23 protein-coding genes and 1 pseudogene are annotated in these 26300 nt (G+C 69.1%); 17 read left to right on the top strand and 7 right to left on the bottom strand.

Features of this window, described 5'->3' with window-relative positions; all coding sequences use genetic code 11:
- Nucleotides 1-214: 214 nt before the first annotated feature.
- Entirely contained in the window at nucleotides 215-4951 is a 4737-nt protein-coding gene (locus tag ABZU75_RS03040; protein WP_355548873.1) for a histone-like nucleoid-structuring protein Lsr2, read from the top strand.
- A gap of 333 nt (nucleotides 4952-5284) precedes the next feature.
- On the opposite strand, the gene ABZU75_RS03035 is transcribed toward ABZU75_RS03040, so the two are convergent.
- Nucleotides 5285-6112: a class I SAM-dependent methyltransferase gene (locus tag ABZU75_RS03035; protein WP_355548870.1), complete on the bottom strand. Its 828-nt coding sequence runs from the start codon at nucleotides 6110-6112 to the stop codon at nucleotides 5285-5287.
- 75 nt (nucleotides 6113-6187) lie between these two features.
- Here ABZU75_RS03035 and ABZU75_RS03030 point away from each other — a divergent pair, with 75 nt between their 5' ends.
- The 4 genes and pseudogenes from ABZU75_RS03030 (at nucleotide 6188) to ABZU75_RS03015 (ending at nucleotide 9063) form a co-directional block, all read left to right on the top strand.
- On the top strand, nucleotides 6188-6790 hold the full coding sequence (locus ABZU75_RS03030; protein WP_355548867.1) for a TetR family transcriptional regulator: 603 nt from the start codon (nucleotides 6188-6190) through the stop codon (nucleotides 6788-6790).
- Nucleotides 6791-6854: 64 nt separating this feature from the next.
- Nucleotides 6855-7232, top strand: a pseudogene (locus ABZU75_RS03025) (DUF6879 family protein); the annotation flags it as partial.
- 530 nt (nucleotides 7233-7762) lie between these two features.
- Nucleotides 7763-8257, top strand: coding sequence for a hypothetical protein (locus ABZU75_RS03020; protein WP_355548864.1), 495 nt, complete (start codon nucleotides 7763-7765; stop codon nucleotides 8255-8257).
- A 14-nt stretch (nucleotides 8258-8271) separates the two neighbouring features.
- Nucleotides 8272-9063 (top strand): hypothetical protein, encoded by a 792-nt coding sequence (locus ABZU75_RS03015; protein ID WP_355548861.1) that lies wholly within the window; start codon nucleotides 8272-8274, stop codon nucleotides 9061-9063.
- A gap of 371 nt (nucleotides 9064-9434) precedes the next feature.
- Here the strand turns inward: ABZU75_RS03015 and ABZU75_RS03010 are convergent, their stop codons facing one another.
- Nucleotides 9435-10034: an RNA polymerase sigma factor gene (locus tag ABZU75_RS03010; RefSeq protein ID WP_355548858.1), complete on the bottom strand. Its 600-nt coding sequence runs from the start codon at nucleotides 10032-10034 to the stop codon at nucleotides 9435-9437.
- Nucleotides 10035-10306: 272 nt separating this feature from the next.
- On the opposite strand from ABZU75_RS03010, the gene ABZU75_RS03005 reads away from it, so the two are divergent.
- The gene (locus tag ABZU75_RS03005; RefSeq protein ID WP_355548855.1) at nucleotides 10307-11995 is read left to right on the top strand and encodes a hypothetical protein; all 1689 of its coding nucleotides are present in this window, start codon (nucleotides 10307-10309) and stop codon (nucleotides 11993-11995) included.
- Nucleotides 11992-12768, top strand: coding sequence for a hypothetical protein (locus tag ABZU75_RS03000; protein ID WP_355548852.1), 777 nt, complete (start codon nucleotides 11992-11994; stop codon nucleotides 12766-12768). The genes ABZU75_RS03005 and ABZU75_RS03000 overlap by 4 nt, the downstream gene beginning before the upstream one ends.
- A 257-nt stretch (nucleotides 12769-13025) precedes the next feature.
- Here ABZU75_RS03000 and ABZU75_RS02995 read toward each other — a convergent pair whose 3' ends face one another.
- Nucleotides 13026-13745, bottom strand: coding sequence for an ABC transporter permease (locus tag ABZU75_RS02995; protein ID WP_355548850.1), 720 nt, complete (start codon nucleotides 13743-13745; stop codon nucleotides 13026-13028).
- Between the two features lie 35 nt (nucleotides 13746-13780).
- Entirely contained in the window at nucleotides 13781-14665 is an 885-nt protein-coding gene (locus ABZU75_RS02990; RefSeq protein ID WP_355548847.1) for an ABC transporter ATP-binding protein, read from the bottom strand.
- 162 nt (nucleotides 14666-14827) lie between these two features.
- Between ABZU75_RS02990 and ABZU75_RS02985 the strand changes: the two genes are divergently transcribed.
- Genes ABZU75_RS02985 through ABZU75_RS02975 form a run of 3 tightly spaced genes read left to right on the top strand, consistent with a single transcriptional unit; the run spans nucleotide 14828 to nucleotide 16807 of the window.
- Nucleotides 14828-15040 (top strand): hypothetical protein, encoded by a 213-nt coding sequence (locus ABZU75_RS02985; protein ID WP_355548844.1) that lies wholly within the window; start codon nucleotides 14828-14830, stop codon nucleotides 15038-15040.
- A gap of 26 nt (nucleotides 15041-15066) precedes the next feature.
- Entirely contained in the window at nucleotides 15067-16185 is a 1119-nt protein-coding gene (locus tag ABZU75_RS02980; protein ID WP_355548841.1) for a histidine kinase, read from the top strand.
- Between the two features lie 19 nt (nucleotides 16186-16204).
- Nucleotides 16205-16807, top strand: a complete 603-nt coding sequence (locus ABZU75_RS02975; RefSeq protein ID WP_355548838.1) for a response regulator transcription factor — start codon at nucleotides 16205-16207, stop codon at nucleotides 16805-16807.
- A gap of 310 nt (nucleotides 16808-17117) precedes the next feature.
- Here the strand turns inward: ABZU75_RS02975 and ABZU75_RS02970 are convergent, their stop codons facing one another.
- The 3 genes from ABZU75_RS02970 to ABZU75_RS02960 are packed head-to-tail and all read right to left on the bottom strand — an operon-like array spanning nucleotide 17118 to nucleotide 19638.
- Entirely contained in the window at nucleotides 17118-17303 is a 186-nt protein-coding gene (locus ABZU75_RS02970; protein ID WP_030913265.1) for a hypothetical protein, read from the bottom strand.
- Nucleotides 17300-18325: a methyltransferase domain-containing protein gene (locus ABZU75_RS02965; protein ID WP_355548834.1), complete on the bottom strand. Its 1026-nt coding sequence runs from the start codon at nucleotides 18323-18325 to the stop codon at nucleotides 17300-17302. The genes ABZU75_RS02970 and ABZU75_RS02965 overlap by 4 nt, the downstream gene beginning before the upstream one ends.
- Complete coding sequence (locus ABZU75_RS02960; protein ID WP_355548831.1) at nucleotides 18322-19638, bottom strand: cytochrome P450; 1317 nt, start codon at nucleotides 19636-19638, stop codon at nucleotides 18322-18324. Before ABZU75_RS02960 ends, ABZU75_RS02965 begins: the two co-directional genes overlap by 4 nt.
- Nucleotides 19639-19888: 250 nt before the next feature.
- Between ABZU75_RS02960 and ABZU75_RS02955 the strand changes: the two genes are divergently transcribed.
- From ABZU75_RS02955 to ABZU75_RS02925, 7 genes are all read left to right on the top strand, one after another.
- The gene (locus ABZU75_RS02955; protein ID WP_350912396.1) at nucleotides 19889-20275 is read left to right on the top strand and encodes a hypothetical protein; all 387 of its coding nucleotides are present in this window, start codon (nucleotides 19889-19891) and stop codon (nucleotides 20273-20275) included.
- Between the two features lie 108 nt (nucleotides 20276-20383).
- The gene (locus ABZU75_RS02950) at nucleotides 20384-21337 is read left to right on the top strand and encodes an ABC transporter ATP-binding protein (protein WP_355548826.1); all 954 of its coding nucleotides are present in this window, start codon (nucleotides 20384-20386) and stop codon (nucleotides 21335-21337) included.
- Nucleotides 21334-22185, top strand: coding sequence for an ABC transporter permease (locus ABZU75_RS02945; RefSeq protein WP_355548823.1), 852 nt, complete (start codon nucleotides 21334-21336; stop codon nucleotides 22183-22185). Before ABZU75_RS02950 ends, ABZU75_RS02945 begins: the two co-directional genes overlap by 4 nt.
- 31 nt (nucleotides 22186-22216) lie before the next feature.
- Complete coding sequence (locus ABZU75_RS02940; RefSeq protein WP_355548820.1) at nucleotides 22217-23407, top strand: cytochrome P450; 1191 nt, start codon at nucleotides 22217-22219, stop codon at nucleotides 23405-23407.
- Complete coding sequence (locus ABZU75_RS02935) at nucleotides 23397-24599, top strand: FAD-dependent oxidoreductase (RefSeq protein WP_355548817.1); 1203 nt, start codon at nucleotides 23397-23399, stop codon at nucleotides 24597-24599. Before ABZU75_RS02940 ends, ABZU75_RS02935 begins: the two co-directional genes overlap by 11 nt.
- Nucleotides 24599-25504, top strand: coding sequence for a Rieske 2Fe-2S domain-containing protein (locus tag ABZU75_RS02930; RefSeq protein ID WP_355548814.1), 906 nt, complete (start codon nucleotides 24599-24601; stop codon nucleotides 25502-25504). The genes ABZU75_RS02935 and ABZU75_RS02930 overlap by 1 nt, the downstream gene beginning before the upstream one ends.
- Entirely contained in the window at nucleotides 25501-26295 is a 795-nt protein-coding gene (locus ABZU75_RS02925) for an alpha/beta hydrolase (RefSeq protein WP_355548811.1), read from the top strand. Before ABZU75_RS02930 ends, ABZU75_RS02925 begins: the two co-directional genes overlap by 4 nt.
- Nucleotides 26296-26300 lie beyond the last annotated feature (5 nt).

Here is a 26300-nt window from a genome sequence, read left to right as displayed (position 1 = left end):
CATCGGCGTCCGTACCGCGCGGAGCCGCGGAGTCATCTCATTACGGGAACGATCCATTCCTTCACCACCCGGCGACCACTAAAGTCTCGTCCACTCGGAATCGTCCCTCCGAGGAGAAGCCTTGCTCGCGCCCGACCGCTGACGTCGCTCGTATTCCCAGGCGCCCATCACCTCGACTCAAACTCCCCCACGACTCGCAGGAGAAGGAAACCGCGTGAGTGCGCAGCAGTCCCGGGCACGTGATCCGCAACTGGTCGACTCCAGCACGCGCCTGGTGGAGTTTCTCCGCCACCTCGCGTCGGCCCGCCGGGCCCCGATCCGGGATCTCCGCCACCACAGTCAGGTGCTCTGGCTGGCAGACCTGCCGAACGAGGTCAAGCCGGATCGCGAGGCCGGGCTGGGCGAGGTCTTCCTCTCCGTCGATCCCGTCCGGAGCGCGCCACACCCGGCTCCCCCGGACAGGCTAGACGGCTGGCTGCGCCACGAGGAGCTCATCGACGCCGAACTGGACGCTCCGGAGCTGTCCGAGACCGGTCCGCGCCGCATCGAGGAAACGGACGAGAACGGGCAGACGACGTCCCGCCGGGAGACCCGGCAGGACCGGCCCGAGGTGGTCAGGGCCTATGGCGACTGGCTGCCTTCCTGGCAGGCCTGGGCGGAGGCGGAACGGGAGCGGCAACGGCAGCAGCACTGGTACCGCGACCTCTACTCGATCTCCAACCAACTGGACCAGGTCGAGGACCAGTTGGAACTGGTGCTGGCGACCGGCCTGCTCTCCTGGGAGGTGCCTGGCGGCCCGCGCGTCCGTAACCATCTACTCGCCACCCGCCTCCATCTCCGGGTCGACCGGCACACCCAGCGGGTGGACGTCCTGCTGGGCGAGACGGCGACCGTACTTCAGGACCGTGAACTGCTGGCCGACCTGGATCGGTTCGCCCCGCAGCGGACCGACCACCTCCGCCGGCGTGTCCGGGAGGGCGAGGGCGTCGGCCTGCGGGATTCGATGGCAGAGATCCTGGAGTCCTGGTGTGACCGGGGCCTGGACACCAACCCCGGCCCTCGATACCGGCACGACTGGTCTCCGGGCGACATGTCCGCCAGAGACGCCGAGGTACGGCCGGCGCCCGCGCTCGTGCTCCGGAAACGGGACCACGGTTCCCTGATCTCCTACTACGACCAGATGATCTCCACGCTGACCGGACCGGCACCCCAGACGCCCCTTGGGCTGGCGCAACTCGTCAGCCCTCTCGAACCGGCGGAGCGGATGGCCTTCATGCGGGACGAGGGGATCGCCTCAGCGGATACTCTCGGCCAGGATCCGCTCTTCCCGCTGCCCGCCAACCCCGAGCAACGCACGATCATGACTCGGCTGCGCTCGGACAACGGCGTCGTCGTACAGGGTCCACCGGGAACCGGGAAGACCCACAGCATCGCCAACCTGCTGTCGGCGTTGCTCGCGCAGGGACAGCGAGTGCTGGTCACCAGCCAGAAGGCGCAGGCACTGCGCGTCCTGCGGGATAAACTCCCGCAGGAGATCGCCGCGCTCTGCGTCTCCATGACCGACATCGGCCGTGGCGGCTCCGCGGAACTCGAAGGCGGCATCAAAGCGCTGTCGAGCCGTTTCTCCTCCTTCGACCCTGCCCGGCAGGCCAGGGCCATCACCGAGAAACGGCACCAACTCGACTCCGCTCGTCGTGCGACCGTCGAACTGACCGAGAAGATCCGGGCGCTGCGCGAGTCCGAGACTTACCAGCATGCCGAGATCGCGGCCGGCTACTCCGGCACTCTCGCCTCCGTGATCCGGCGCCTGCGGCAGGAGGAGCCGGAGTGTTGCTGGATCCCGACCCCTCTTCCCGCCTCGGCGACGGCCATGCCGCCCATCTCAACCGGTGAAGCCGCAGAACTCATCACCCTGCTCGCCGGAGAGACCCCCAGGCGCAGGGCGAGGCTCTCCCAGCGCCTCCCCGACGTGGCCGCACTGCCCGGCACGGAGACGCTCAAGGCCCTGATCGCGGCGGAGAGCAGCGCGCACAGTATGGCCCGGCACGCCCAGACGAGCATCTCCGCACGCCTTGAACATCTTGGCCTCGATCTGCTCTCCCGGCTTGAGGTGGCGGCAACCGATGTCACCCTCCGGCTGCGACAGCTCGGCATGCCCGAGGAGCCGTCGGTTTGGGATCCGGCCGACTGGACGGTCCGTGCGCTGGCCGATGGATTCGGCGGTCGTGAGACGGCCGTATGGAACCAACTGGCGGCGCACACCCACCGCCTTGACGCGGCCCAGGACGCGATCAGCCGCATCGGCTTCCGTGAAATCCGGTACCCGTCGCTGGACGCGCCGGGCGCGGCGGGTTCGTACCTCCAGTCCATTCAGGCATTGCGCGACTACCTCGCTGCGGGCAACCAGCTCAAACGCGGCCTGTTCAGGCCCGCCGTGCAGAAGCAGGCCGAGCCGTGGCTGGCCGGCACGTCAGTCGACGGAATCACACCGTCCAACGCGGAACTGCTGTCACTGGTCATCGCCGAATTCGAAGGCCAGGCCGCCGTCGGAGAACTCCTGCGCGGCTGGCGGCTGGTCGGAGTGGAATTCCCGCAGGACCAGCCCCTGCAGCGTACGGTCGCACAGCTCGCCGATGCCTTCGATCGGCTCGATCAGGTGCGTCAGATCGTGTCGGCGGTGACGGAGACGGCCCACCTGCTCGCCTCGACCGGCGCGTACGTCGCCCTCGGCACTCCCGCGCAGTGGGCGTCGTACGTGGCGGCTTTGCACGCCGTACGGCTCCAGGTCGAAGCCGAACAGGCCACCTCGGAACTCCAGGGCCTGTACGAGAGGATCCAGCGGGAATCCCAGCTTGGCCCTCCGCCCCCCGAGCTGCTGGAGGCCGGACACGCGGTGAAATCACGTGACGGCACCACCTACCAGCTCTGTCTCGGCATGCTTGCCGACGCGCACCGCGAGCAGGCCGAACAGCGACGCTGCGACGAGCTCGCCAGCCGGGTACGCGACGCGCACCCGGCGTTACTCGGCCTGCTCGCCGAAGCAGGAACCTGGCAACCACACTTCTCCACTTGGGACCGTGCCTGGGCATGGGCCAAGGCACGGACGTTCTTCACCGAGCAGCGTCGGCCGGGCCTCGAACAGCAGCTGGAGTCCGACCTCGAAGCCGCGACCGCCCGGGAGATGCGCCTGACCGCGGAACTCGCCGCCGAACAGGCCTGGCAGGCGGCGCTGAGCCGGATGAGCTCCCGCCAGACGACGGCGCTGCGGGCCTACCAGGATCACATCGGCAAACTGGGCAAGGGCACCGGACGGTACGCCGACAGGTTCCAGTCCCGCGCACGCGAGGCCATGCACGACGCGCGCGACGCCGTCCCCGCCTGGATCATGCCCATCCAGCAGGTGCTGGAGACGATCCCGCCGACCCGCGACTCCTTTGACGTCGTCATCGTCGACGAGGCCAGCCAGGCCGGTATCGAGGCGCTCTTCCTGCTCTGGCTCGCGCCTCGGGTCATCGTCGTCGGCGATGACAAGCAGTGTGCGCCCTCGACCGTGACTCACGGCGAGCTGGAGCCGATCTTCGCGAAACTGGCGACCTATCTCCCGGACATGCCCGCCTACCTCCGGGACGCGTTCACCCCCAAGTCCAGCCTCTTCGACCTGCTGGCGACGAGGTTCGGCACGGTTCTGCGGCTCAAGGAGCACTTCCGCTGCATGCCGGAGATCATCGACTTCTCCTCCCGGCAGTTCTACGCGGACGAGCCGCTGGTGCCGCTCCGGCAGTTCGGCGCCGATCGGCTACCGCCGCTGCGGGTGGTGCGCGTCACCGGCGCGCTGAGCGAGGGAACGGCGACCCGGCTCCGTAACGTCGCGGAGGCCGAGGCGATCGTGGATCGGATTCTCACCTGCGCGGAGGATCCGGCGTACCACGACAAGACCTTCGGCGTCGTGGTCCTGCAGGGCACCTGGCAGACCCAGCTGATCCACAACATGCTGCTCGATCGGCTGGACACCAAGGAGTGGGAGCGGCGGCGCCTGCGGGTCGGCACACCCCCCGACTTCCAGGGCGACGAACGTGACGTGATGTTCCTGTCCATGGTGATCGCCGAGAGGCGTTCGGCGGTGACGAGCACCGAGTGGCAGCGCAGGTTCAACGTGGCCGCCTCCCGGGCCAAGGACCAGATGTGGCTCTTCCACTCTGTCAGCCCCGACCTGCTCTCCTCGTTGTGCCTGCGCCGATCGCTCCTCGGCTACATGCTGAACCCGCCGACGACACCGCTCAGCAGCTCGTTGAGCGATGTGACCCCCGACAGCCGTCATCCGGAGTTCGACTCGCTCTTCGAGCAGCGGGTGTTCCTCCGCATCCAGGAGCGCGGGTACAACGTCGTTCCCCAGGTGGAGGTCAACGGCCGCCGGATCGACCTCGTGGTGAGCGGGGCCGAGGGGCGACTCGCGGTCGAATGCGACGGCGACTTCTGGCACGGCACCCCCGAACAACGCGAGGCTGACCTCGACCGGGAGCGCGAGCTCAAGCGCGCGGGGTGGCGGTTCTGGCGCATCCGCGAAAGCGAGTTCTACTTCGATCCGGCGACGGCCATGGAGTCGCTCTGGGCCGAACTCGACCGCCGAGGCATCTCACCGGGCACGACCGTCGACGAGGGGAACGGCTTGCCAATGTCCTGGAGCGCCCTGGCCCTGTCGGAGAAAATCGGCTGGGACGGGCTTGAAGACGGAGACTTCAATGAGATGGACGAATCACCGATCAGGATGGTGACGGCGGCCCGTCTCGGTAGCCCCTCCTCAACCGGGGTGCCCACCGCGCAGATACGCACCTGGGCCCGCAACCAGGGGTACTCCATCGGCGACCGCGGCCGCCTTCCCGTAGAGGTGATCGAGGCATACCGGCAGTCGATGAACCCGGAACGGGCTTTCCCCGTTTCAGAACATGGCTGACACTGAACGCATGTCGAGACGCACACTGGTCTGGTTGGGCGTGACTGGGGTGCTACGAGGGTCCCGGACAGATCCGGATGATGAGGGAAGATCTCCCGGTAGACGAGGGGTGTGGAACCGGCGTCGAAGAATATGGTCGCGGCCCATTTGCTCTGCGCGTTGGGCGAGTCCAGGTCGCGTTGGCCACCGTGCTGATCGGATTGGCGGCTTCGTGTTCCATTGCAGCAACCGCGTTTTCAGCCTGGCCACAAGGCGAGCGTCCTAGGGCAGGCCTCGGCGTCCGGGTCTGGGCCGGCGTCCTGCCCGCGGCGCCGGATACCCCGGAAAGCCGGGTCAGACGGCGCTGGTTCGCGCCGCGGTGACCGCCATCGTGGTGTAGGGCATCGTGAAGCCGCCCCCGATCGCGTCGATGGCGGCCCCGACGCCTGCCAGCACTTCGGCCAGCTTGTCCGCCGGGAGCCGGGTGAGGCCACCGGTCGTGGGCAGCAGATCCAGCCACTCGTCGCGGGTGTAGAACTGCTCCCAGTCGAATCGCCACTGCTCCGGGTCGCCGAACTCATCCGCCTTTCGGATTCCGTCGGCGAACATGGCGAACATCGCCTGGTAGATGTCCTGGGTCTGCTTCGGCGGTTGGCCGTTGAACGGCGAGTCGGGCACCACCCGCCGATAGACCGTCGTGAAGGCTTCAGCGATGGCGGGCGGAGGCTCGAAGACATGCGCGAACACCGCCAGCCGGCCGCCGGGCCGCAGGACCTGGGCCGCCTTCACGGCGCCCGCGACCGGGTCCACCCAGTGCCAGGCCTGGCCCGCGATGACCGCGTCGAACGTTCGACCGGCCGGATCCCAGGCCTCGAACGTCGCCACCTGCACCTCGACCCCGCTGCGCCGCGCGAACTCGGCCATTCGCTCATCGGGGTCGACGCCCAGCACCGTGCAGCCGGCCGCCTGGAACTGCCGGGCCTCTATGCCGGTGCCGCAGCCGACGTCCAGGACGTCAGGCCCGGGGCTGGCGGTGACGATCCGCTCCACGAGGGCGCCGGGATAGCGGGGCCGGGCCCGGTCGTAGCGTTCGGCGTCCGCCCCGAACGACTCCGCCACCTGTCTGGCCTTGTGCGGCTCATTCTCGGAAGGGTGCGATTGTCCCTGCGGTATAGTGGGCATGCGCCCACCATAGTGGGCACGTGCCCACTCGCCAACAAGGTAGCGATTCGCGATGAGCGTAAGGAGGAACGCACGGTGCCGACCGGGGTGCACATCCGTGACGCCCGCCGGCAGTTGTTCGACGCCGCCGAGCGCGTCCTGCTTCGGGACGGGCCGAACGCGTTGACCAGCCGTGCGGTCACCACCGAGGCCGGCGTCGCCAAGGGCGTCCTGCACCGGCACTTCGCCGACTTCGACGCCTTCCTCGCCGAGCTCGCGCGAGACCGTATCGCCCGGATCGACGACCAGGCCGCCGCCTTGCGCGAGTCCGCCGGGACCGGCACCGTCGCCGGCAACCTCACCGGCGCGCTGATAGACCTGTTCGACCCGGTCGCGGTGGCGATCGTCAGTCTCGTCATCTTCCGGGACGAGCTGCGCGTCCGGCTGCGCCACGCCAGGCCGGGCCACGGTATCCCGGTCATGACGGAAGCCGCGGCCATGATCGCCTGCTACCTCAACGACGAATGCGAACTGGGCCGTATCGCGGTCGACGCCGACGTCGACGCGCTCGCGCTCTCGCTGATCGGGGCCGGGCACCTGCTGTTCGCCGGCCGGGAAGGCGTCCCGGTGGAGGCTGGAGCCGTCGGCAAGGTCGTGACCACGGTCATCGCCGACGTCGTGCAAAGACGGCTGCTGTGAACCCCCAGCATGCAAGGCGTCACGGGGGGGCGGTTCCGCGAAGCCCGCGTCCCTTCGTCCGGACAAACGTCGCGGTTCCTTCTTCCATCGGGTACGCGTGGTCGAGACGCCGCTCACGCCATATATGCGGTGGGAGCTGCACTCGCTGCGGCTGCGTGCCGAATGCGGTGAGCGGGTCCGCGTGATCGGCGTGGAAAAGGTGGCGGCCTCGGAGAGGACCGCTCCACTGCCGGAAGTGGTCATCCTCGGCGGCCGAACTCTCTACCACGTTCTCTACACCGAAACCGGCGTCCCGAACGGTGCGGTTCGCTACACCGATCCCGGCCTCATCGGCGGTTGGGAAAAATACATCAAAAGCCTCTACGAGGCCGGTGAAGATGTGATGTCCTACTTCGATCGCGAGGTGGCCCCCCTTTCCTCGCCCACGACGAAGACGGAGTAGGCGGCAAAAAGCCCGGAGAAGACGAGAAGCGCCCCGGCAGTTCGCATTCCGAACTGTCGGGGTCTTCGCGTGATGTCGTACAGGCCAGGGACGTCAGTGCCGGCACCAAGCCACCCCTCAAGGTGGTACGGCCCCACCGCCTCCAGATCCGAGGGCAGCAGAGCCGTCCACTCCGGCACATGTCCTCCAGCGTCGAGCAGGCGAGATGGGCCATTGGCGGATTTTGGTGAAAAATAAATAATTATTCGATGAATTGTCCACCTATGGTGGTGAATCGCAGATCGAGTAGCCATCGAAACGCCGTCAATAATTCTTTTTCCGTTGACACGGAAGAGCGGAAATGACACGTTTATCAATGCCTGGTGCCATTACCTGAGATCAGCACCGCGCACATTTCCAACCGCCAGACAGGATTCGCACGACAGCTCCTGCCCCTGCTCGACTCGACTCAGCACGGAGGTACGATCATGCGTCAATCACTCCGCAAGATCTCCATGACGGCTGGCATCGTAAGCGCAGCGCTCCTCGGGATGTCGCAGACCGCGGCGATCGCGGTTCCGTCGGCGTCCGTCCTCGCACCCCCTCCCACCCCCGCTCCGGCTCCCGATACCGGCCGGGCTCCCGCGGGGAGCGAGGCGAGCCTGGAGAACACCGGTTCCGCGACGAACACCCGGGCGCTGTGCGTCTTCAACACCGCGGGGGACTACGTCCACGTCTCCTCGTCCGCCTTCGAGGCCTCCGGGCACGGCTGGTGGGTCAACGGCAACTGCAACGCCACCCTGGCGGTCGTCACGGTGCAGCTGCAGCAGTACTACTCCGACGGCAGCTGGAGAAACGCCGGCACGGCGGGCAGTGCGACGGTGCGGTCCGGCGGCGGCGCCGGCAACCGCGCGACCGGACGCGGCGGCTGTAACAGCAACAGCCTGACGGGATGGCGTAGCGTCGTCGACGTGGACCTGGTCGGCCTGGCCGACGACCCGGGCAAGCTCTACACACCGAGCCGGAACATCTACTGCAGGCGATAGCGGAAGAGGGCGACGTGAGCATCAGACCCGACAGCACCATGTTCGCGGCTCTGCACGGCGAGCTGGCGTTGCATCCGTGGCGAGATCCTCGCGTCGCCTCCTCGGACGCGTACAGTCTGTTCGTCGCGAGGTCGTCCGCGATGGGATGGCTCACCGAGGCCATCGAGAACGCGTCCGGCGGCCTGTGGGGGATGAACGACGCCGGGCAGGGCCCGGAGCCGTCACGCATCGCGTGGTTTCAGGTGTCGTTGACCGAACCGGTTCCCGACCGCCGGCCGTTGCCGGTTCAGGCGTTCCTCTCGTGTGCGGGCGACGTGGTGGCGCGTATCGGCACTCCGCGCCTGCGAGCGGTTCAGCTCCTGCTGCCGGTGCAGAGCCTTGACGCCTCGTCGCGGGTGAGCGCTGTGCTGCCCCTGTTCCAGGACGCCGGCTGGTTCGCCGACGTTGACCCGCGGTGGAGAACACCGGTGCGGGTGACGTTGGACGGCGGACAGGATCCGTCCATCCACTCGGCGGCGCCCGAGATGCTCCGGTGGATACGGAGTTTCACGCAGGACGTCTTCGCGTGCGACTCGTTCTCCCTGACCGACGACGGCACGGTCCTGGAACCCGCCGTCATCGACGAGCTGTGGCGCGGGCCCGCCCGGCACCGGGCCACATTCCACGGTGTCCTCACCGAATGGTCGTTGGACGCGCTGGGGTGGCTGGCCGCCTTCCTCGCCGAGGCGGCCTCCCGGAACGGGGTCGGCACCCCATTGATGCTCACGGCCGACCGACCTGAAGGGTCGCGCTCATACGTTGATTGAGTCCGGTGGCGCTTCCCCCGGGTCTGCCCGGGGGAAGCACCGTCGGGTCGGCCGGGGAGAAAGCCGTGAGCACGACCTTTCCACCCCGATACCGGGCCGACGTTGTCCGCCTTGGCGCCTGAGGAGCCTGTTGTGCGATTCAGGCCCGCTGATCGCCCCCTTCGCCCCTGCTGACAGAGCCCTTAGTGCTCCGTTTCCCAACGGAGGTTGCGAACGCGCTGCAGGGAAACCGAGATTGTCGGGCCTGTCTTCCTGATGCCGGGACCGGGGTGGAGCCGTACTTCCGGCATCAGGGGATCTGTCCGGGTTCGTCGACGACTCCCGCCGCGACCTCGGCGGTCGCGAAGAAGCTCCCCTCCGGGAAGACCACCTCACCGTTGATGAACTGGTCCCGCAGGTAGTCCGTCCGCGAGCCGAGATAGCGATAGGTCGTGCTGTCGAGGATGACGTAGGACCGCTCGGTGACCTGACCGTTCTCGTCGCGCCGCGTGCCGAAGCCCGGAGCGCCGACCTCGTAGGCGATGCCCCTGCCCGGCCTGCCTCAGCATGACCTCGCGATCCTTCGACGCCAACGCGGCGAGTGCCCTCACCAGATCGCGCTGCGCCGCCGAGGCCGTCACCCGGGCCTCCACCCGGTCGGCGTAGCTCTCGGCCACCTCGTCCACCCCGGTCCTGGCCAGCGAGAGGTACGCCCTGACCTCGGCGCGGTGGTGCTTGCCGATGAGGTTGGCGGCGATGCCGTACAACCAGGGGCGGGCATCGCGGTAGTCGGTGTCGTAGCGCCCGAGCCGCCGGAAGGCGGTGAGGAACGTCTCGGCCACGATGTCGTCGGCCATCGAGTCCCCCAGGCGCCGCGTCACGTAACGGTGCAGGGCGGGGGCATGTCGGTCGAACAGCACCGAGAAAGCGGCGGAATCACGCCGGGCACGCCTGATCACCTCCGCGTCGTCCAGATCTGTCTCCGCACTCAAGCGTGAACTCCGTTTCCTGGGTCCGGTCACTCCCTTTCACCCGATGCCGCGGATCGAGTTCTCCACACCTCCGTTTCACGGACCTGACCCACCGTGCCGCACGGCACCGTCCGCGCCCGCCGTCGTCGGTCCGGCGTGCTCTCCTCCGCAGTGGACCGTTCTTTCCGCCGACATGCGCGCCATATGCCAAAATGATCACGCCTCTCGGAGGCGTGAATCGGTCCATCCGGATTGCCGAAAAGGCGCTCGGCGCCATCAGGAGAGGATGTCGGTTGTCCGTGACGGATCTGGAGCTTGCCGGCGAGCTTCGCGAGCTTGCCGATCACCCCCACCTGGCGGCCCGTCAGGACCAGCTACGTGATCTCGCGGACGCGGTCACCGATCCCGACATGGCCGGACACTGGTGCGAGGTCGATCTGTTCGCCGCCTTCTCCCCCGACGACACCATCCTGGTGGACGGGGAACCGGCGGGAACCACGTCCTCGCCGAGGAGACCGGGATGGCGACGAGGGCTCAGCGGCGCCATCGGTCCCGCCCTCGTCTTCGTACCGATCTTCATCACCTGGCTCGGCCTGATGATGGCCACCGGTGCCTACGGCGACGTCCTCGCGGCCGGCGGCCTGGACGCGGCCCGACGGCCCTTCCTGGAGATGTGGCAGCAGGGCTTCGACGGCAGGTTGCCCGGGTTCTTCGAGTTCGACAACATCGCGCTCTGCACCCTCGCGGCCATCTTCTGCCTCATCTGCTGGACCGTGTTCGACAACATCACGCAGAACAGCAGGGAGGAGGCCGCGGAGCGGGAGCTCCGCGGCCTCCGCGTCCGGCTCCGCGGGGCGCTGACCGAAGCGAGCCTGGTACTCGGCCAGGTCCGGCTCTCCTCACCGGAGCGGTTCGGCGCCGAGCTCAACAAGGCGGCGGCCGACATCGGCTTCGTCGGGACCACGGCGCGCAAGGTGCACACCGAGCTGGTCGAGGCGCTCACCCTGACCCTGGAGGCCACCCGCAAGACCACGGACGCGCTGGCCGGCAGCGCGATCGACGTGCGCGACGCCGTCGAGCATCTGGGCGGGCACCTGGCGGCCGTCAACAACACCTGTGACGACCTCGCCTCGGCGGTGGCCCGGTTCTCAGCCATGATCGACACCGCGGGCTCCACGACCGGCCAGGCCGTCACCGATGCCGGGAACCAGTTGTCGACGACCATCTCCCGGACCACCCTCGACATGCGCCAGGCGTTCAACGACGAACTCGTACGGTCCATGAAGTTGGTCCAGGGCAGCGTCTCCGGCCTGGACCTCCGGATCAACGAGCTGGTCGGCGCGACGGCGGGCATCGGCCACGCCGTCGACCGCGCGGCCATCTCGATCGATTCGGTCGGCTCGTCGACGGAGAAGGCGGTCGACCTGCTCGGCGCACGGGTCACCGACACCATCGCGGGCACGGCCAGGGAGTTTCACCGGACCTTCGAGGGCGCCGGTACGGAGATCCGGGAGGCCCTTGAGAGCTGGTCCGCCGCCACCGGGATGCACGCCTCCCGGATCGACACCACCGTCGAGACGGTCGCCTTGCTGGAGCGGACGCGGGAGGTGCTCGACCGGCTGCCCACCACGCTCGCCGGCGCGCTGGCCGACCTGCCTTCGAAGGAGCTCGCCGAGCGCGAGGCCACCGACTCGGAGCGGGCGAGCACCAGGCTGCGGCTTCCGGCCGACGGCCTCTGGGCTCTCCCGGCCGGCGGTCCCGGCAAGGACGGGGAGAGCGACAAGGGCAGCGGCGACGGCGAGGGCCCCAGCGGCGGCGGGGACAGCGAAGGCGTCCGGGCCGACGGCGGCGACAAGGACCAGGCCAACGGCAACGGCAACGGCAACGGCAACGGCAACGGCAACGGCAACGGCAACAACGAAGCAGACGACAGCGGTGACGACGAGCCGGACTCACGCCGGAGAGCTCGGACCCCGCTGTGACCGCCCGCCGAAGAACCTCCAGCACGACCATGATGGCCGGCTGGCTCTTCGCCGACCTGCTGCTCGGGCTCACGATCATCATGTTGGGAGCGCAGGCACCACCCCCCTCACCCACCGACCCCGTGACGGACACCGCCCGGTTCCAACCGGACCCCTTCCAGCCTCTGCCTGACTCCACCCGGCCCCCGTCCGAAGAGCCCTCGACCGAAGAGCCCTCGACCGAAGAGCCCCCGGCCGAAGGGTTGCCGGCCAAAGAGCCCCTGGCCGAAGAGCCTTCAACCGAGAAGCCGCCGGGGAAGAAGGCCCCGGAGAAGGAAACCTCGGAGAGAGAACACCGGCCCGAGGAGCCCACGGAGAAGAAGAGCCCGGTCAAGGAAAAGCCCGGCCCCTCGCCGTCCCCCTGCACCGGCCTCGTCGGAGGCGTCCGGGCGAAACCGGTCACGCTCTCGTTCCGGGTCACCCCCGGCGCCGCTGACGGCGTCCTGGCCGCACGGGTCCGCCAGGAGCTGCGCAGGCACAAAGGCAACCTGGCCGGACGGCGCGTCGGCATGGTGCTGACCTTCGGCTCCGACTCCGACGGCGGCGCCAGCGGCGGCGTTCAGCTGGCCACCCGGGTCAACACGACCATCCGCGAGACGTACCCGCGCATCTTCGGAACGGCCGTGACCCGGAACTTCCACGACCTCTCCGCCCCGAGCGGGTCGATCTCCATGGAGATCTACTTCGTCACCCACGGCTGCTCCGCCACGTCTCCGGGGACACCCGGTCACTAGAACTCAAGCTACGTGACTGCCGTGATCACGGAGACACTGACGGCGGCGGCGAGAACGGTTATGAGGATTTCCGCATCTGTTCTCCTCCTCGGGGAACGATGTTGAACAGGCCACAGACGCTGTCTCGCTTCTGGCCGAGCTCGTCTGGATAGGAACCGTGCCGCCACGGCGCAGCCGAATCGAACGACACATGATCCACAGCACTCACCCAGTCGGTTGCGTCCTCCGCACCCATGGATGACCCACGCCGGGCGTCGTCATCGGCGCGGCTCCCAGCGGAAGATCCGGGAAGCCAGCGCGACGGCGACAACGACCCAGCTCAGCGTGGGCGCCAGGAGCACCAGGGACTCCGTGACGGGAACGCCGCCGTTCCAGGCGTTGACGACCAGTTCGGTGGCCGAGCCGCCGGGAAGCAGCCGCTTGAGCAGGGTGAGCTCCTCGGTGCCGGTGATCCCCACCCAGCTGGTCACGGCGATGGTGCCCAGGCTGATGGGCAGCGTGGTCACCTGGGCGTGCTCGGGGGAGTCCGTCAGTCCCGCCGTGGCCAGTCCCAGGCCGAGCATCATGATCACCATCGAGAGGACGGCCGCCGCCAGGAGGAGAATGTTGTCCGGCCGGCCGGTGACCACGGCCAGCACGGTCATGATCACGACCACCTGGACCAGCGAGATGACGGTGACCGGGAGCAACAGCCCGGAGAGGATGCCGGCGTCGCTCGCCGCGGTGGAGCGCAACCGCTTGAGGAAGAGGTTCTGCCGGCGGGAGGCCAGCGTGGTCACCGCGGTGGTGTAGAGCCCGAACGCCCCCACGGTGAACATCACCACCGCCGCGATGTATCCGAGGCTGCCCAGGGCCGCGAAGCCCTCGTGCTGGTAGATGAAGAACGCGCTGACCACCGCGGGCATGACGACACTGGTGACCAGAACCAACCGGTTCCGGAAGATCTGGACCAGCTCACTGAGAGCGATCGAGAGCATGGCGAAGGTCCTTTTCCTGGAAGTCGGGGAGTGGTCTAGTCGCTGTCGAGGGCGCGGAAGACATCGTCGAGCCGGGTCGGTCCGGCTTGGAGTTCCCGCAGCTCCACCGCGTGGTCCTGCGCCCAGCGGAGCAGGGTGTACAGGTCCTTCTGCAAGCCGAAGGTCTCGATGAGGAACTTCCCGTCACTCTCGCGCGTGGCCTGCAGCGGCAGCGCCGGTGCGGGGGCCACAAGGGAGAAGCGGATGGCGGCCGGCAGGGTCCGCGTCAGTTCGGAGACGGTCCCCTCCCGGTGGAAGGTGCCCTTGTGCATGAGACCGATACGGTCGGCGTACTGCTGCGCCTCTTCCAGGTAGTGCGTGGTGAGAACGACGGTGGAGCCGTCTTCGCGCAGCTTGTTCACGGTGTCCCACAGATCGTCGCGGGACTGGATGTCCAGGCCGGTGGTGGGCTCGTCCAGGAAGATCAGCTCAGGCGTCCCGTACACGGCGGTGGCGAAGTCCAGACGCCGCTTCTCGCCGCCGGAGAGCTGGGACACCTTGATGCCGGCCTTGCGAGTGAGATTCACAACGCTGAGCACGCGTTCGACCGTGTCCGTGCGCTGGGTGAGTTTTCCGATCAGCCGGACCGATTCCTTCACCGTCAGGTCCGGGGAGAACCCGCTGTCCTGCAGCATGATGCCCATCCTGGGCCGCACGGCGCGCCGGTCTCGTGGGCTCTGCCCGAAGACCCGCACGGTGCCCGAGGTGGCCGTACGGTGGCCTTCGATGGTCTCCAGGGTCGAGGTCTTCCCCGCCCCGTTCGTGCCGAGCAGAGCGTAGAGCTCTCCGCGCTCCACCTGGAAGGACAGATCCTTCACGGCATGGAAGTCGCCGTAGGTGAGGTTCAGACGTTCAACGTCGATGACTGGTGTCGAGGACATGCTGTTGATCCCAGCAGCCGCCGCGCTCACCGGGCAGTGCGACCACGTCATGACCTCGCCATGACATTTCTTGGGTGAACGTATGACGCAGCGTCACTGGTGCCGCCACGAGACCGGAAGAATACTGGACAGACTCTGCTGTTCGATCCCGGAGAGCCACCCATGGGCACCGAACCCCTGCGCCTGGTCTGCGCGGCGTTCTTCCTCCACTACCTCGGCGTCGGTCTCTTGCCTGACGGCGGGGAGTCGTGGTTGGAGAACAACCAGTGGCTGATGTGGACGGCCGCGGTCCTCACTGTGGCGAGCGCTGTGGCGAGCGCTGTGGCGGTCCCGCTGTTCAGCCTGACGGCTCGGCGGCCAGGTGAGGACCGGTGAGGCCGGCCCGGGCAGCGGCACACCCGATGTCCGAGCACACCGAGGCGACGCGGAGACGGCTGCGCAGACTCAATCTCACCATGTTCCTCCCGCTGCTCGCTGTCGTAGGGGCGCTGCGGGTGGCGACCGATGCCCAGACCTGGTGGCACGTCATCGTCCTGGGTCTGGGCGTGGTCGCGGCCCTGGTGGCCTTCGTGTGGTGGGCGGCGCGCGACATCTCCCGCGTCGCGCTCCCCTGCCTGATCATCGCTGCGGCCGTGTGGCTTCTCGGAGTGCTGGTGATGGACAGCAACTCGGCGTTCTACGGCATTTTGATCGTGGGCTCCCTCGCCGTCCCCCAGCTGCCGCGCCATCGAGGCTGGGCAGCCCTGGGGCTGATCGCCTACGTCGCCGTAGTAGGCGCGGCGAGGCTGTTGGTCACCCAGGAAGATCTCTCCGGTGTTCTGATCGGATACGTCATCGTTCCCGCGGGCGCCACAGCGGTGCTGACCGGCCTCATGTTCCCCAACCAGAGGTTCTACGGCCTCGTTGCGGAGCTGGAGGAGGCACGAGAACGCGAAGCGGAGCTGGCCGTCATCCGGGAGCGCATGCGTTTTGCCAGTGATCTGCACGATATCCAGGGCCACACGCTGCATGTGGTGAAGCTGAAGATCGCGCTGGCCCAGAAGCTGGTGCACAGCGACGCCGAACGAGTGGAGCAGGAACTGCGCGAGGTGCATGCCTTGGTCAGCGACACCATCACCCAGACCAAGGAGCTCGCCTACGCGCAGCGGCGGCTCAACCTGTCCGCTGAGCTGGAGAACGCGAAGAACCTCTTCGAGGCCGCGGGCATCCGCGTGCGCGTCGACCGTGAGGCCGAGGTCGACGCGCACGCAGGCGAGCTGCTCGGCCAGGTCCTGCGGGAGACGACGACCAACATCCTGCGGCATGCGCAGGCCGAGCAGGTGCGCATCACCCTGTCGGAGTCGGGCATCACCATCGTCAACGACGGCGTGCAAGAGGGTCCGCTGCCCGAACTGCGGGGGCTCGCCACGCTCAAGGAACGAGTGGTGGGCAACGGAGGCGAGCTGATGGTGGAACAGAAAGACGGGCGTTTCCTGACGGCTGCGGCATTCCCGCACGGTCGTTCGGACGCTGCCCTCTAAAAGCGGGAAAGGACGACTGATGACCACCGTGGTACTCGCCGACGACGAGGCACTCCTCCGCAAAGCGCTGGCGTCGTTGCTCCCACTCGAGGGCGAGATCACCGTGCTCGCCGAAGCGGAAGAGGGTGCGGCGGCCGTCCAGGCCACGCTGCGACACCGGCCCGATGTGCTCGTCATCGATCTGGAGATGCCCGGCGTGGACGGACTCGGCGCCGTCGCGGAGATCCGCCGCGAGCGGCCGGAGCAGGTGATCCTCATGCTGACCCGCCATGCCAGGCCCGGCGTGCTGCGCAGGGCACTGAAGCTCGGAGTCCAGGGTTTCGTCAGCAAGTCCGCGGAACCGGCGCACATCGTTTCGGTCATCAAAACCCTGCACGAGGGCAGGCGATGGATCGACCCGGATGTCTCCGCACTCGCCGTCGTCGACGACTGCCCGCTCACCGACCGCGAGATCGATGTGCTGCGGGCGACCGGCGAAGGCTATTCGGCCGCCGACATCGCCACCCGACTTCACCTGGCAGAGGGCACGGTGCGTAACTACCTCTCGAATGCGATGCAGAAGACTCAGACCCGGACCCGGCACGAAGCGGCGCGGTACGCGCGTGAACACGACTGGCTGTGAGCGCCGATGGCGGGGATTTGGAGATCGAGCAGTGGGTCTTCCTGGAGCGCTTTGCGGGAAAGGGGTACGCGTCCGTGCTCGATATCGACGTCGAGGATTTCGGCGGTGACCTCTTGGCCGATGGCCGATATCAGGCCCCTCGGCGGCGAATCCGACGCGTCCGTGACGGAGCGCGAACTCGCCGCCGATCCCCACCTGGCGTCCCGTGGAGATGAGCCGGGTGACCTCGCGATCACCCGCTCCGGCAGGACGGCACACCGGGACACCTCCCTGCTGCCGGCCGCCGGCCGCAGAGAGGTGTCGTACGCGGCTAGTAGCGGGGTTTGCGGCTCAGGGCCACGCCGGCTACCAGGAAGATGCCGCCGACGACTCCGGAACCGATGGCTCCGGGGGTGTTGGCGGGGGTGGTGCTGGCCTGGATGACGGCGGTGACGAGGCCCATCACCGCGCTGATGTAGCAGAAGATCGTGATGAAGATCTTGACGTTGGTGTTCACTGGATTCCTTCGGTGGGGTGACGGCCGTTCTGAGAGGCGTCGGGGGCGGTACCGGCTGCGGTGAACCCGAGGAGCATCACCCAGGCGTTGGGATCTGCGCGGAACCGGTTCCAGCGGTCGGCGGCGAGGGCGAACTCGCGGAGCGACAACACTCCGGCGGTCACGAGCGGCTGCAGCCGTCCTGGGCCGAGGTGGGGGGCGAAGTCATCCGTGGGCCGGGTGTCGTTGGTGGTGGCGAACGGGCGAAGGGCGACCTCCGTGAAGCCGGCGTCACGGAGCAGGCGGGTGAGACGGCGGCCGATCGTGCGATCACCGCCGGCGGCCTGCTGGGTCGCCGCCATCTTGGCGTGCACTCCCACCAGTTCCGGGTAGACCGGGTCGGCCAGCCCCCAGCAGGAGGCGTCCACCTCGGTGACCAGGATCCGGCCACCGGGGCGGAGGATCCTGCGTGCCTCGGCGAGGGCCGGTCCGGGATCGGGAAGGTGCTGAAGGACGTACCTGAGGAGTACGTACTGCGCGCTCGCCGTCTCCAGGGGCAGGTCGGCGGCATCGGCGACGATCAGTTCGGCGTCGGCGCCCTCGGCATGGGCGAGCAGGTCCGGGTCGATGTCCACGGCGACCAGTGACAACTCGGGCAGCGCCCGCCGCAGCCGCCTGGTGATCGCGCCGGACCCCGCGCCGATCTCGACCAGCGGGCCGCCCGACGCGGTCAGGCCCAGTTCGCGCAGCAGGCTCAGCTCCTCGTCGAACGAGAGCTCCGCCTGTGCCTCCAGCCGCGCCAGCTCTCCCGCCAGCCCACCCGCGGTGGTGGTGGCGGGGTTGTACGAACCGGCGTTCGGGGTCGGGGTGTTGGGATCCGGCCGGTCGGCGGGGCCGGGCGGACCCGCGTACGGCGGGGTGGCGGGGTCGTACGGACCGGCGTACGACCTCGGAGTACCGGAGTCCGGGGCCGGGGTGTCGAGAGCGGCGCCACGGCCGGTGACGGTGGCCGGGGGGTGCGGGGGTGTGGGGAGAGTGGTCATCGGGGGCTCACGATCATGTGCATGCCGTGCTTCGGCCGTAGCGTCACCAGCGCCTCCGGTTCCACCGGGAAGCCGGGTTCCAGCGTCAGCCGTACCGTCTGAGACAGCATCGCCAGGACCAGCGTCGCCTCGATCAGCGCCAGGTGCCGGCCGATGCAGACGCGCTCGCCGCCGCCGAACGGCAGGTACAGATGACTCGGGAGGTCGACGCCGTCGAAGCGGTCGGGTACGTACGCATCCGGGCGGTCCCAGTAGCGGGGGTCGCGGTGCAGGACCCACTGGCTGACGCAGACGAGCGTGCCCGGCCGTACCGGATGGCCGTCGAGCTCGTCGGGGCCGGTCGCACGGCGGGAGATCAGCCAGACCGGGGGGTACAGGCGCATCGCCTCCTGTACGGCCCGGCGGCAGAGCGGCAGGTCGGGCAGGTCCGCGGCCGTGGGCGGGCGTCCGCCCAGCACCCGGTCGACCTCGGCCCGGACCCGTTCCGCCTCTTCCGGATGGCGGTCCAGTAGATAGAAGGTCCAGGTCAGGGCCTTGGCGGTGGTCTCGTGACCGGCCATGATCAAGGTCAGCACCTGGTCGCGGAGGTCCGCGTCGGACAGGGCGCCGAGCATGGTGTCGAGCAGGGTGCCGGTGGCGGTGGGAGCGGCCCGGCGGGAGGCGATGACGGTGCGCGTCATCATGTCGAGCAGGGCGCGGGCGCGTGCGTACTCCCGCCGGCGGCGGCTCGTGTCCGCCGGGTCGGGGTCGGGGTCGGGTACGTAGTGGCCGATGAAGCGATTGACGGCGTCCACCGCGCGGCCGAACCCGTCGCCCGCCGCGCCGAGGTCCACGTCGAGCACCGCGCGGGTCAGGATCGACAGGGTCAGCGAGGTGAGGTGGTGGTCGATCGGCTGGGGTGCGCCGGTCTCCGCGGCGGCACGCCAGCGGGCCAGCAGCGCCGAGGTCTCGTCGGTGATGATCTGGTCGAAGGAGGCGACCGCGCTGCGGCGGAAGGCCGGGGCACAGAGCCGGCGCTGCCGCGCCCATTCCGCGCCGTCGCTGGTGAGCAGGCCGTTTCCGAGTAGCGGGCGGAGCATGTGGTCGTCGGGCGTGTTCTCCTTCGTGTAGTTACCGACGTTGTCCTTGAGGATGTGCCGGGCGAGATCCGGGCGATGCGCCATGAACACGGTCTCGCCGTTCGCGTGGTGGCCGGTGACGTCCCCGTAGCGACGGGCCAGGCCGGTCACGAACCCCAGTGGGTCGCTACGCATGCGTTCCATGTCCACCGGGCCGGGCGGTCCCGGGGGCAGCTGCGTGCTGGTAGTCGTCACCGACGCCTCCGCTTAACGGTGCTTAAGTATCTCTGATACGTATTCACGAGTACCGGATATACGTATTGAATGTCATTGATGAGCACATCCGTACTGTGGCATGCTGCTAATGTAACACTGCGTTGATGAACGTATCAATACTTACATCAATGGCGAATAACTTAAGTCTTGGTATGTGCCGTGCGCCATGCGACAGTCCTTTCAGTTGCCGACGCAGAAAGCAGCGGTAAACAAACAGAGGGAGAATGACATGGCGCTCGAACCGCAGGAGCGGGCGGAATTCATCAACGCCTACACCCGCACCCTCATCACCGCCTGGTCGGACGAGGAGTACGCGGCCCGGCTGAACGCGGACCCGCGCGCCGCGCTGGCCGAGTCCGGTCTGACCATCCCGGAGGACGCCGAGATCGTCATCGTGCGCCACATTCCCGAGGGGCACGAGGAGGGCAACCTGGACGTCCAGGTCGGCCTCTGGGAGGTCGGTCTGGCGACCGGCCAGTACGAGCTCCACATCCCCGAGACCCCGGTGGTCGACGCGGCCGAGCTCAGCGAGGGCGACCTGTCCGACATCGCGGCCGGCGCCGCCGACGCGGCCGCCTGCTACTACTGCTGCTGCCCGTGCTGCTGCTGCACCTGATTCACCGCATCTCCAGCATTCACTGAATTCACTGAATTCACTGAATTCACTGGATTTCCAAAATCGCCATGCCGTTCCCGTTCCCGTCTCCATCGGAGGAGTAAGTCGATGCTTTCCGCCGCCGCGGAAAACGACCCGGTCGCCGTCACCGGCCTGAACAAGCGTTATGGAGAGCACCTGGTGCTCACCGATCTGAGCCTGCGGGTACACCGCGGCGAGGTGTTCGCCTTGCTCGGGCCGAACGGCGCGGGAAAGACCACGACCGTCGAAATACTGACGGGAGTACGGCGGCGGAGCGGTGGAGACGTGGAGGTCCTCGGCCAGGATCCGGCCAGGGACCCACGGGAATGGCGGGCGCGTATCGGGGTGGTCAGCCAATCCACCGGCGCCTACCCCGATCTCACCGTGGGTGAGGTGGTCAGGCAGTTCGCCGCCATGTATCCCAGGCCGCTGCCGCCCACGCAGGTGCTCGACATGGTCGGTCTGGGAACGTACGAGAAGAAGAAGACCACGGAGCTCTCCGGCGGCCAGCAGCGCCGTCTGGACGTGGCCGTCGGCGTGATCGGCGACCCCGAGTTGATCTTTCTGGACGAGCCCACCACCGGGCTCGATCCGGTCGCCCGCCGCGAGGCGTGGGACCTGGTGCGGTTCTTCGCCGCGCGCGGCTGCACCACGGTGCTCACCACCCACTACCTGGACGAGGCCGAGACGCTGGCCGCGCGGGTCGGTGTGATCGCGGGCGGCCGGCTGGTGGCCTGCGGACCGCCGAGCGAGCTGGGTGGGCGTGCGACGACCTCGGCCGCCGTGTCGTTCCGGCGCTCCGAGTCGCTGGCCGGCCGGGAACTCCCCGAGCTGCCCCGTGGAGCGGTGCTCGAACCGGGACCGACGGGCGCGGGTGACCTGGTCACCGTGCTGACCTCGGAGCCGACCCGGCTGGTGAGCCTGCTGGCGTCCTGGGCCGAGGCCGAGCTGCCCGAGCTGATCGTGCACCGTCCCACCTTGGAAGAGATCTACCTCAACCTCATCGACCGGCATCGACAACAGCCGGAGGAGAACAAGTGAGCCTCACCGATTCCGTTCGCGCCCCCGGCCGGGAACTCGGGGAGGGGTTGCTGCCCGGGCTGTGGCGGGCCAGTGTCGCCCGGTCGTCGGTCGAGCTGAAGTCGTTCTTCCGCAACAGGCAGTCCCTGGTCTTCACCCTCTTCTTTCCGGTGATCCTGCTTGTGGTGTTCGGCGCGATCTTCACCGGCAAGGTGGAGGGCACCCAGACCGATTTCCGGCAGGTCTTCATGGCGGGCATCGTGGCCGCCGGTGTGATGAGCACCGCCTTCTCCGGGCTGGCCATCAACATCGCCATCGAGCGGGACACCGGCCTCATCAGCAGGCTGGCCATGACGCCGATGCCCAAGCCCGCCTACTTCATCGGCAAGCTGGTCAAGGTCGTGGTGACCACCGTGGTGGAGACGGTGCTGCTGCTCGGCATCGCGGTGACCGCGTTCGGGTTGCCCTGGCCGAGCACCGCGCACCGCTGGTTCACCCTCGCCTGGGTGCTGACGCTGGGTACCGTCACCTGCGCGCTGGCCGGGATCGCCTACAGCGCGGCCATCCCGAACAGCCGGTCCGCCGCGGCGATCGTGACGCCGGTGTTCATGGTGCTGCAGTTCATCTCCGGGGTCTTCTACCCCTTTCACCAGCTTCCCGAGTGGATGCAGAACACGGCCGCGCTCTTCCCGGTGAAGTGGATGGCGCAGGGGTTCCGTTCGGTGTTCCTGCCGGACGGCTTCACCGTCGTGGAACCGGCGGGCGGGTGGGAGCTCGGCCGCATCGCGCTGGTCCTCGGACTGTGGGCGGTCGGCGGCCTGCTGCTGACCGCGCTGACGTTCGGCTGGCGCAACGCGCGTGTGCGCTGATCAGGTAAGCGATCGCAAGGGAGACTGACGCGTGACGGTAGGCACCCAGATCCGGTTCCCTGCCCACCTGGCTCACCCCTTCTCCCCCGCGGGACGGGCCGATCCCTATCCGGCCTACGACTGGCTGCGCGCCCGCGCTCCGGTCCACTACGACGCGGCGTCGCGGCTCTGGCTGGTGACCGGGCACGCCGACTGCGCCGCCGTACTGCGTGACCAGGGTTTCTCGGCGAGTGCCGGGCAGCAGGGGCGGGCGCGCGACGAGGAGTTGCCGCCGTCGATGCTCACCACGGACCCGCCCGATCACACCCGGTTGCGCGCGCCGGGGCTGCTGCTGCTCGGACCCGCGGCGATCGCGTCGGTGGCCGAGGCGATCGCCGCCGACGTGGACGGGCTTCTCGACCGGCTGGCGGAGCGGACCGTGGTCGACGCGGTCACGGAGATCGGGAGCCCGCTGGCCACCTCGGTCTTCCTGCGGCTGTTCGGGCTGGCGGAGAGCGGCCGGAAGGTCTTCGCGCAGCTCGCCCAGGCGGCCTCGATCAATCTGGATCCGCTGGCCGGGCCGCAGGTGGCGGCGCTGGGCAGGTCGGCCATGGGAGAGCTGACCCGGTTCCTGGACGCGCACTGCGCGTCCGCGCCGCCCAGCCCGCTGGCCCGGCTGGCCGCCGACGACCGGCTGAGCAGGCGGGAGATGCTGGGGGTGCTCGGGCTGGCCGTGGTGGGCGGGTGGCAGCCGCTGGCCGAGGCGATCGGCAACGCGCTGTACTGGCTGCTGCCCCGGCCCGAGGCGCTGGCCGTACTGCGCGAGGGCGGCCGGGAGCCGGCGCGTACCGCGATGGATGAGTTGCTGCGGCTGGAGGCGCCCATTCCGTTCACGGCCAGGGTCGCGATCCGGAACGTGGCGCTGCCCGGGGGGCAGGTGCCCCAGGGGGCCAGGGTGCTGGCGATCGTGGCCGCCGCCAACCGGGATCCGGCCGTTTTCGAAAAGGCCGGGGAGCTGGTGCTCGACCGGACGCCCAACCCGCATCTGGCCTTTGGCGGAGGGCCGCACTTCTGCCTGGCGGCGCAGCTCGTCCGGCAGACCGGGGCGGTGCTGCTGGCCCGGCTGGCCGAGCGGTTCCCCGCCGCGTCGCTGGCCGATCCGGAGCCGGTCTGGGCCGCCACGCTGATCCCCCGGCGGCTGCGCGCCCTTCCGGTGCGGCTGGGAGGCGGGGATGCGTGCTGAGGTCCTCGTGATCGGCGCCGGCGTCAGCGGGCTGACCTGTGCCGACCGCCTGGCCAGGGCCGGGGTGCGCACCGTGGTCCTTGAGGCCAGGTCACGGATCGGCGGGCGGATACTGACCTTCCGTCCCGCGGACGGCGGACCCCCGCTGGAGCTGGGCGCGCAGGTCGTCCACGGTGACCGCAACCCCGTCCACGGGCTGGTGGAGACCGGGACGGCGCCGCGGCCGACCGCGGCCCGGGTGATCAGCGGGCGGGTGGGCCGTCCCATGGGGGCGCTGGCCCGCACACCGCATCCGCCCTGGCTGCTGGAGGCCAGGCTGAACGCGGAGGGCGCCGAGGCCGGCGGGTCGGTGCACGGCTGGCTCGGCGACGTCGGCGGGCCTTACCCGGTGGCGAGCGAGTGGTTCCGGCAGAGCTGGGCCGCGGACCCGGAGCGGCTCAGCGCCGCCGGTGTGGCCGCGGCCCAGCGGGGGGACGACGCCGGGCAGGGAGAGTACGTCGTGTCCGGCGGGTTCGACCTGCTGCCGCGACGGCTGGCGGCGGGGCTGGAGGTGCACACCGGACACCCGGTCCAGGTGCTCGGCTGGTCGCCGGGACGGGTCGCCGCGCTGACGCAGTCCGGGACCGTGGAGGCGGAGCGGGTGGTGGTGACCGTGCCGCCCGCCGTGGTGACCCACGGCACGCTCACCATCAAGGATCTGCCCGAGCACAAGATCGAGGCCGCCCGGGAGCTGGCGGCGGGTGACGGCTGCTGCGTGGTCGCGACCCTGTCGGTGCCCGCGCCGGAGACCGCGTCGGTGTTCGACGCGGACGGGGTCAGCGGCTTCGTGAGCTGCCGCGAGGGGCGCCCCGAGGCGTTGATCGTGGCCAAGGACGCGGCGGCCGCCTGCGTGCGGGCCGCCACCGGTCCCGACCTGTCGGCCATGCTCACGGTGGCGCTGCCCTGGGCGGCGGGGGCCCGGGTGCTGGGCAGGCGGATCGCCGACTGGGGGGCCGACCCGTGGAGCCGGGGCGCGTTCACCGCGCCGCTGCTCGGCGCCGAGCGGGCTCCAGCGCGCTGGGCCGAGCCGGTCGCCGACACACTCTTCTTCGCGGGCGAGGCCACGGTCTCGGGAACGCGGCTGCCGTGGGTTCAGGGGGCGATCGCCAGCGGGGTGCTCGCCGCCGACCGGCTCCTGGAGGCGATGGGCTGATGACAGCGCAGTTGGGGACACCGCATTCCGGCTGGTACCTACCGGCCTTCACCTCCGAGCTGACAGCCGAGGTGACCCCTCTGGAGATCGGGACCCGGCGGCTGGTGGCCGTGCGGGACGAGACGGGGATCCGGGTCTTCGACGCCGACTGCCCGCATCGGGGCGCGCATCTCGGCTACGGGGGACGGCTCTCGGGTGACTGCCTGGTCTGCCCGTTCCACGGCCGCCGGATCGCGCTGGGCGACACCACCAGGCGGTGGTCGGTACGCGAGCACCACGTGATCGTCTCCGGCGAGGCCGTGTTCGTACGGCTCGCGGACACCCCTGACGACGACCGGGGACTCACCCGGGCGATCAAGGAGCTGGGCGGGACCCACCCGCTCACCGCGGCCGTGGTCAGGCCGGTGGACGTCGATCCGGCGATGATCGTGGAGAACGCCTTCGACATCGACCACTTCACCGAGGTGCACAAGGTGCCGCGGCTCCGCGGGATGGCGCATCGGGACGGGGACGAGGGCGAGCTGGTCATCGAGGGCGAGTTCGTCATGGGGGCCAAGCCGGGGAGCACCTCCGGTCCTTCGGTCACCCGGGCGCGCTTCCTGGCATGCGCCTACAGTCCCGGGGTGGTCGTCACCCGGTTCGGGCCGCCGGGGTGGGAGCAGGTCATCGTCACCGCCGCCGTGCCCCGGGAGAGCGGCGGGTGCGTGGCGCGGGTGGCGATCGGCGTCCGCCCCGAGCAGCAGGGCGAGCTGCCGCTGCTCATCAGCGGCAGCGAGCGGGCGCTGGCCGAGGACGCGGTGGTCTGGGAACGGTTGAATCCGCAGGTGGTGCCCCGCTTCGACGGCGGGGACGCGGCCGTGGTGGCCTACCGGAGGTTCTGCGCGGGCTTTCGGGAGCCGGCGTGAGCGGGCTGCGCGTGGTCGAGTCGGGGACGGGTCCGGCGGTGCTGTGGGTGCACGGCTACACCATGGACCTCACCCTGTGGGAACCGCTGTGGAGGCTGCTGCCCGGCTGGCGGCACATCGGCGTGGATCTCCCCGGTCACGGCGGCTCCGAGCCGCTGCGGCCCGGTGTGACGCTGCCCGCCCTGGCGGTACGGCTGGCCGAGATCGCCTCGGCCGAGCGGGCGGACCGGGTCGTGGGGCTCTCCTTCGGCTCCTGCGTCGCGCTGCAGATGGCCCTGGAGGCGCCCGAGGTGGTGCGGCACCTGGTGCTCGCGGCGCCGACGCTCGGCGGTGCGCCACCCGACCCCGCGGCCAGGCGGCGTTACCTGGAGCTCATGATGTTGCGCAGGGCGGGCGGCGCGCGGGAGCAGATGGCCGAGCTGTGGATGAGCTCCCCGCCGGACATCTTCCGCGGCACCGAGGCTCATCCGGAACTGCGTGCCCGGCTACGGGAGGTGATCGGCAGGCACTCCTGGGCCGAGCTGGACAGCGGGGCGATGGCGGGGCTCACCACGCATCGGCACTCGGCCGAGGATCTGATCCGGATCAGGGCCAGAACCACGGTGATCATCGGAGATTCGGACATGCCGGTCTTCATAGACAATGCCAAAATGCTGGGAAAGATGGTGGCACAATGCGATATTCGTACGATTCATAACTCCGGACACCTCCCCCTGCTTGAGTGTCCGAAAATGTCGGCAAAAGCGGTATTTGCGGGGCTGGCGTTATCTGAGAGAGTAGACACTGCTTGACCTGA

The sequence above is a fragment of the Streptosporangium sp. NPDC005286 genome (assembly GCF_040607515.1).
Lineage (GTDB): Bacteria > Actinomycetota > Actinomycetes > Streptosporangiales > Streptosporangiaceae > Streptosporangium.
The sequence above is the reverse complement of the archived record's forward strand: the minus strand, read 5'-3'. Positions and strand labels throughout refer to the sequence as shown.

Excerpts from the sequence above, each read along its gene's own strand:
- ABZU75_RS02950 (WP_355548826.1), top strand. The coding sequence starts at position 20,384 with ATGCTTTCCGCCGCCGCGGAAAACGACCCGGTCGCCGTCACCGGCCTG.
- ABZU75_RS02935 (WP_355548817.1), top strand. The coding sequence starts at position 23,397 with ATGCGTGCTGAGGTCCTCGTGATCGGCGCCGGCGTCAGCGGGCTGACC.
- ABZU75_RS02930 (WP_355548814.1), top strand. The coding sequence starts at position 24,599 with ATGACAGCGCAGTTGGGGACACCGCATTCCGGCTGGTACCTACCGGCC.
- ABZU75_RS02980 (WP_355548841.1), top strand. The coding sequence starts at position 15,067 with ATGTCCGAGCACACCGAGGCGACGCGGAGACGGCTGCGCAGACTCAAT.
- ABZU75_RS02990 (WP_355548847.1), bottom strand. The coding sequence starts at position 14,665 with ATGTCCTCGACACCAGTCATCGACGTTGAACGTCTGAACCTCACCTAC.
- ABZU75_RS02995 (WP_355548850.1), bottom strand. The coding sequence starts at position 13,745 with ATGCTCTCGATCGCTCTCAGTGAGCTGGTCCAGATCTTCCGGAACCGG.
- ABZU75_RS03020 (WP_355548864.1), top strand. The coding sequence starts at position 7,763 with ATGTCGCAGACCGCGGCGATCGCGGTTCCGTCGGCGTCCGTCCTCGCA.
- ABZU75_RS02985 (WP_355548844.1), top strand. The coding sequence starts at position 14,828 with ATGGGCACCGAACCCCTGCGCCTGGTCTGCGCGGCGTTCTTCCTCCAC.
- ABZU75_RS02955 (WP_350912396.1), top strand. The coding sequence starts at position 19,889 with ATGGCGCTCGAACCGCAGGAGCGGGCGGAATTCATCAACGCCTACACC.
- ABZU75_RS02975 (WP_355548838.1), top strand. The coding sequence starts at position 16,205 with ATGACCACCGTGGTACTCGCCGACGACGAGGCACTCCTCCGCAAAGCG.
- ABZU75_RS03035 (WP_355548870.1), bottom strand. The coding sequence starts at position 6,112 with ATGCCCACTATACCGCAGGGACAATCGCACCCTTCCGAGAATGAGCCG.
- ABZU75_RS02965 (WP_355548834.1), bottom strand. The coding sequence starts at position 18,325 with ATGACCACTCTCCCCACACCCCCGCACCCCCCGGCCACCGTCACCGGC.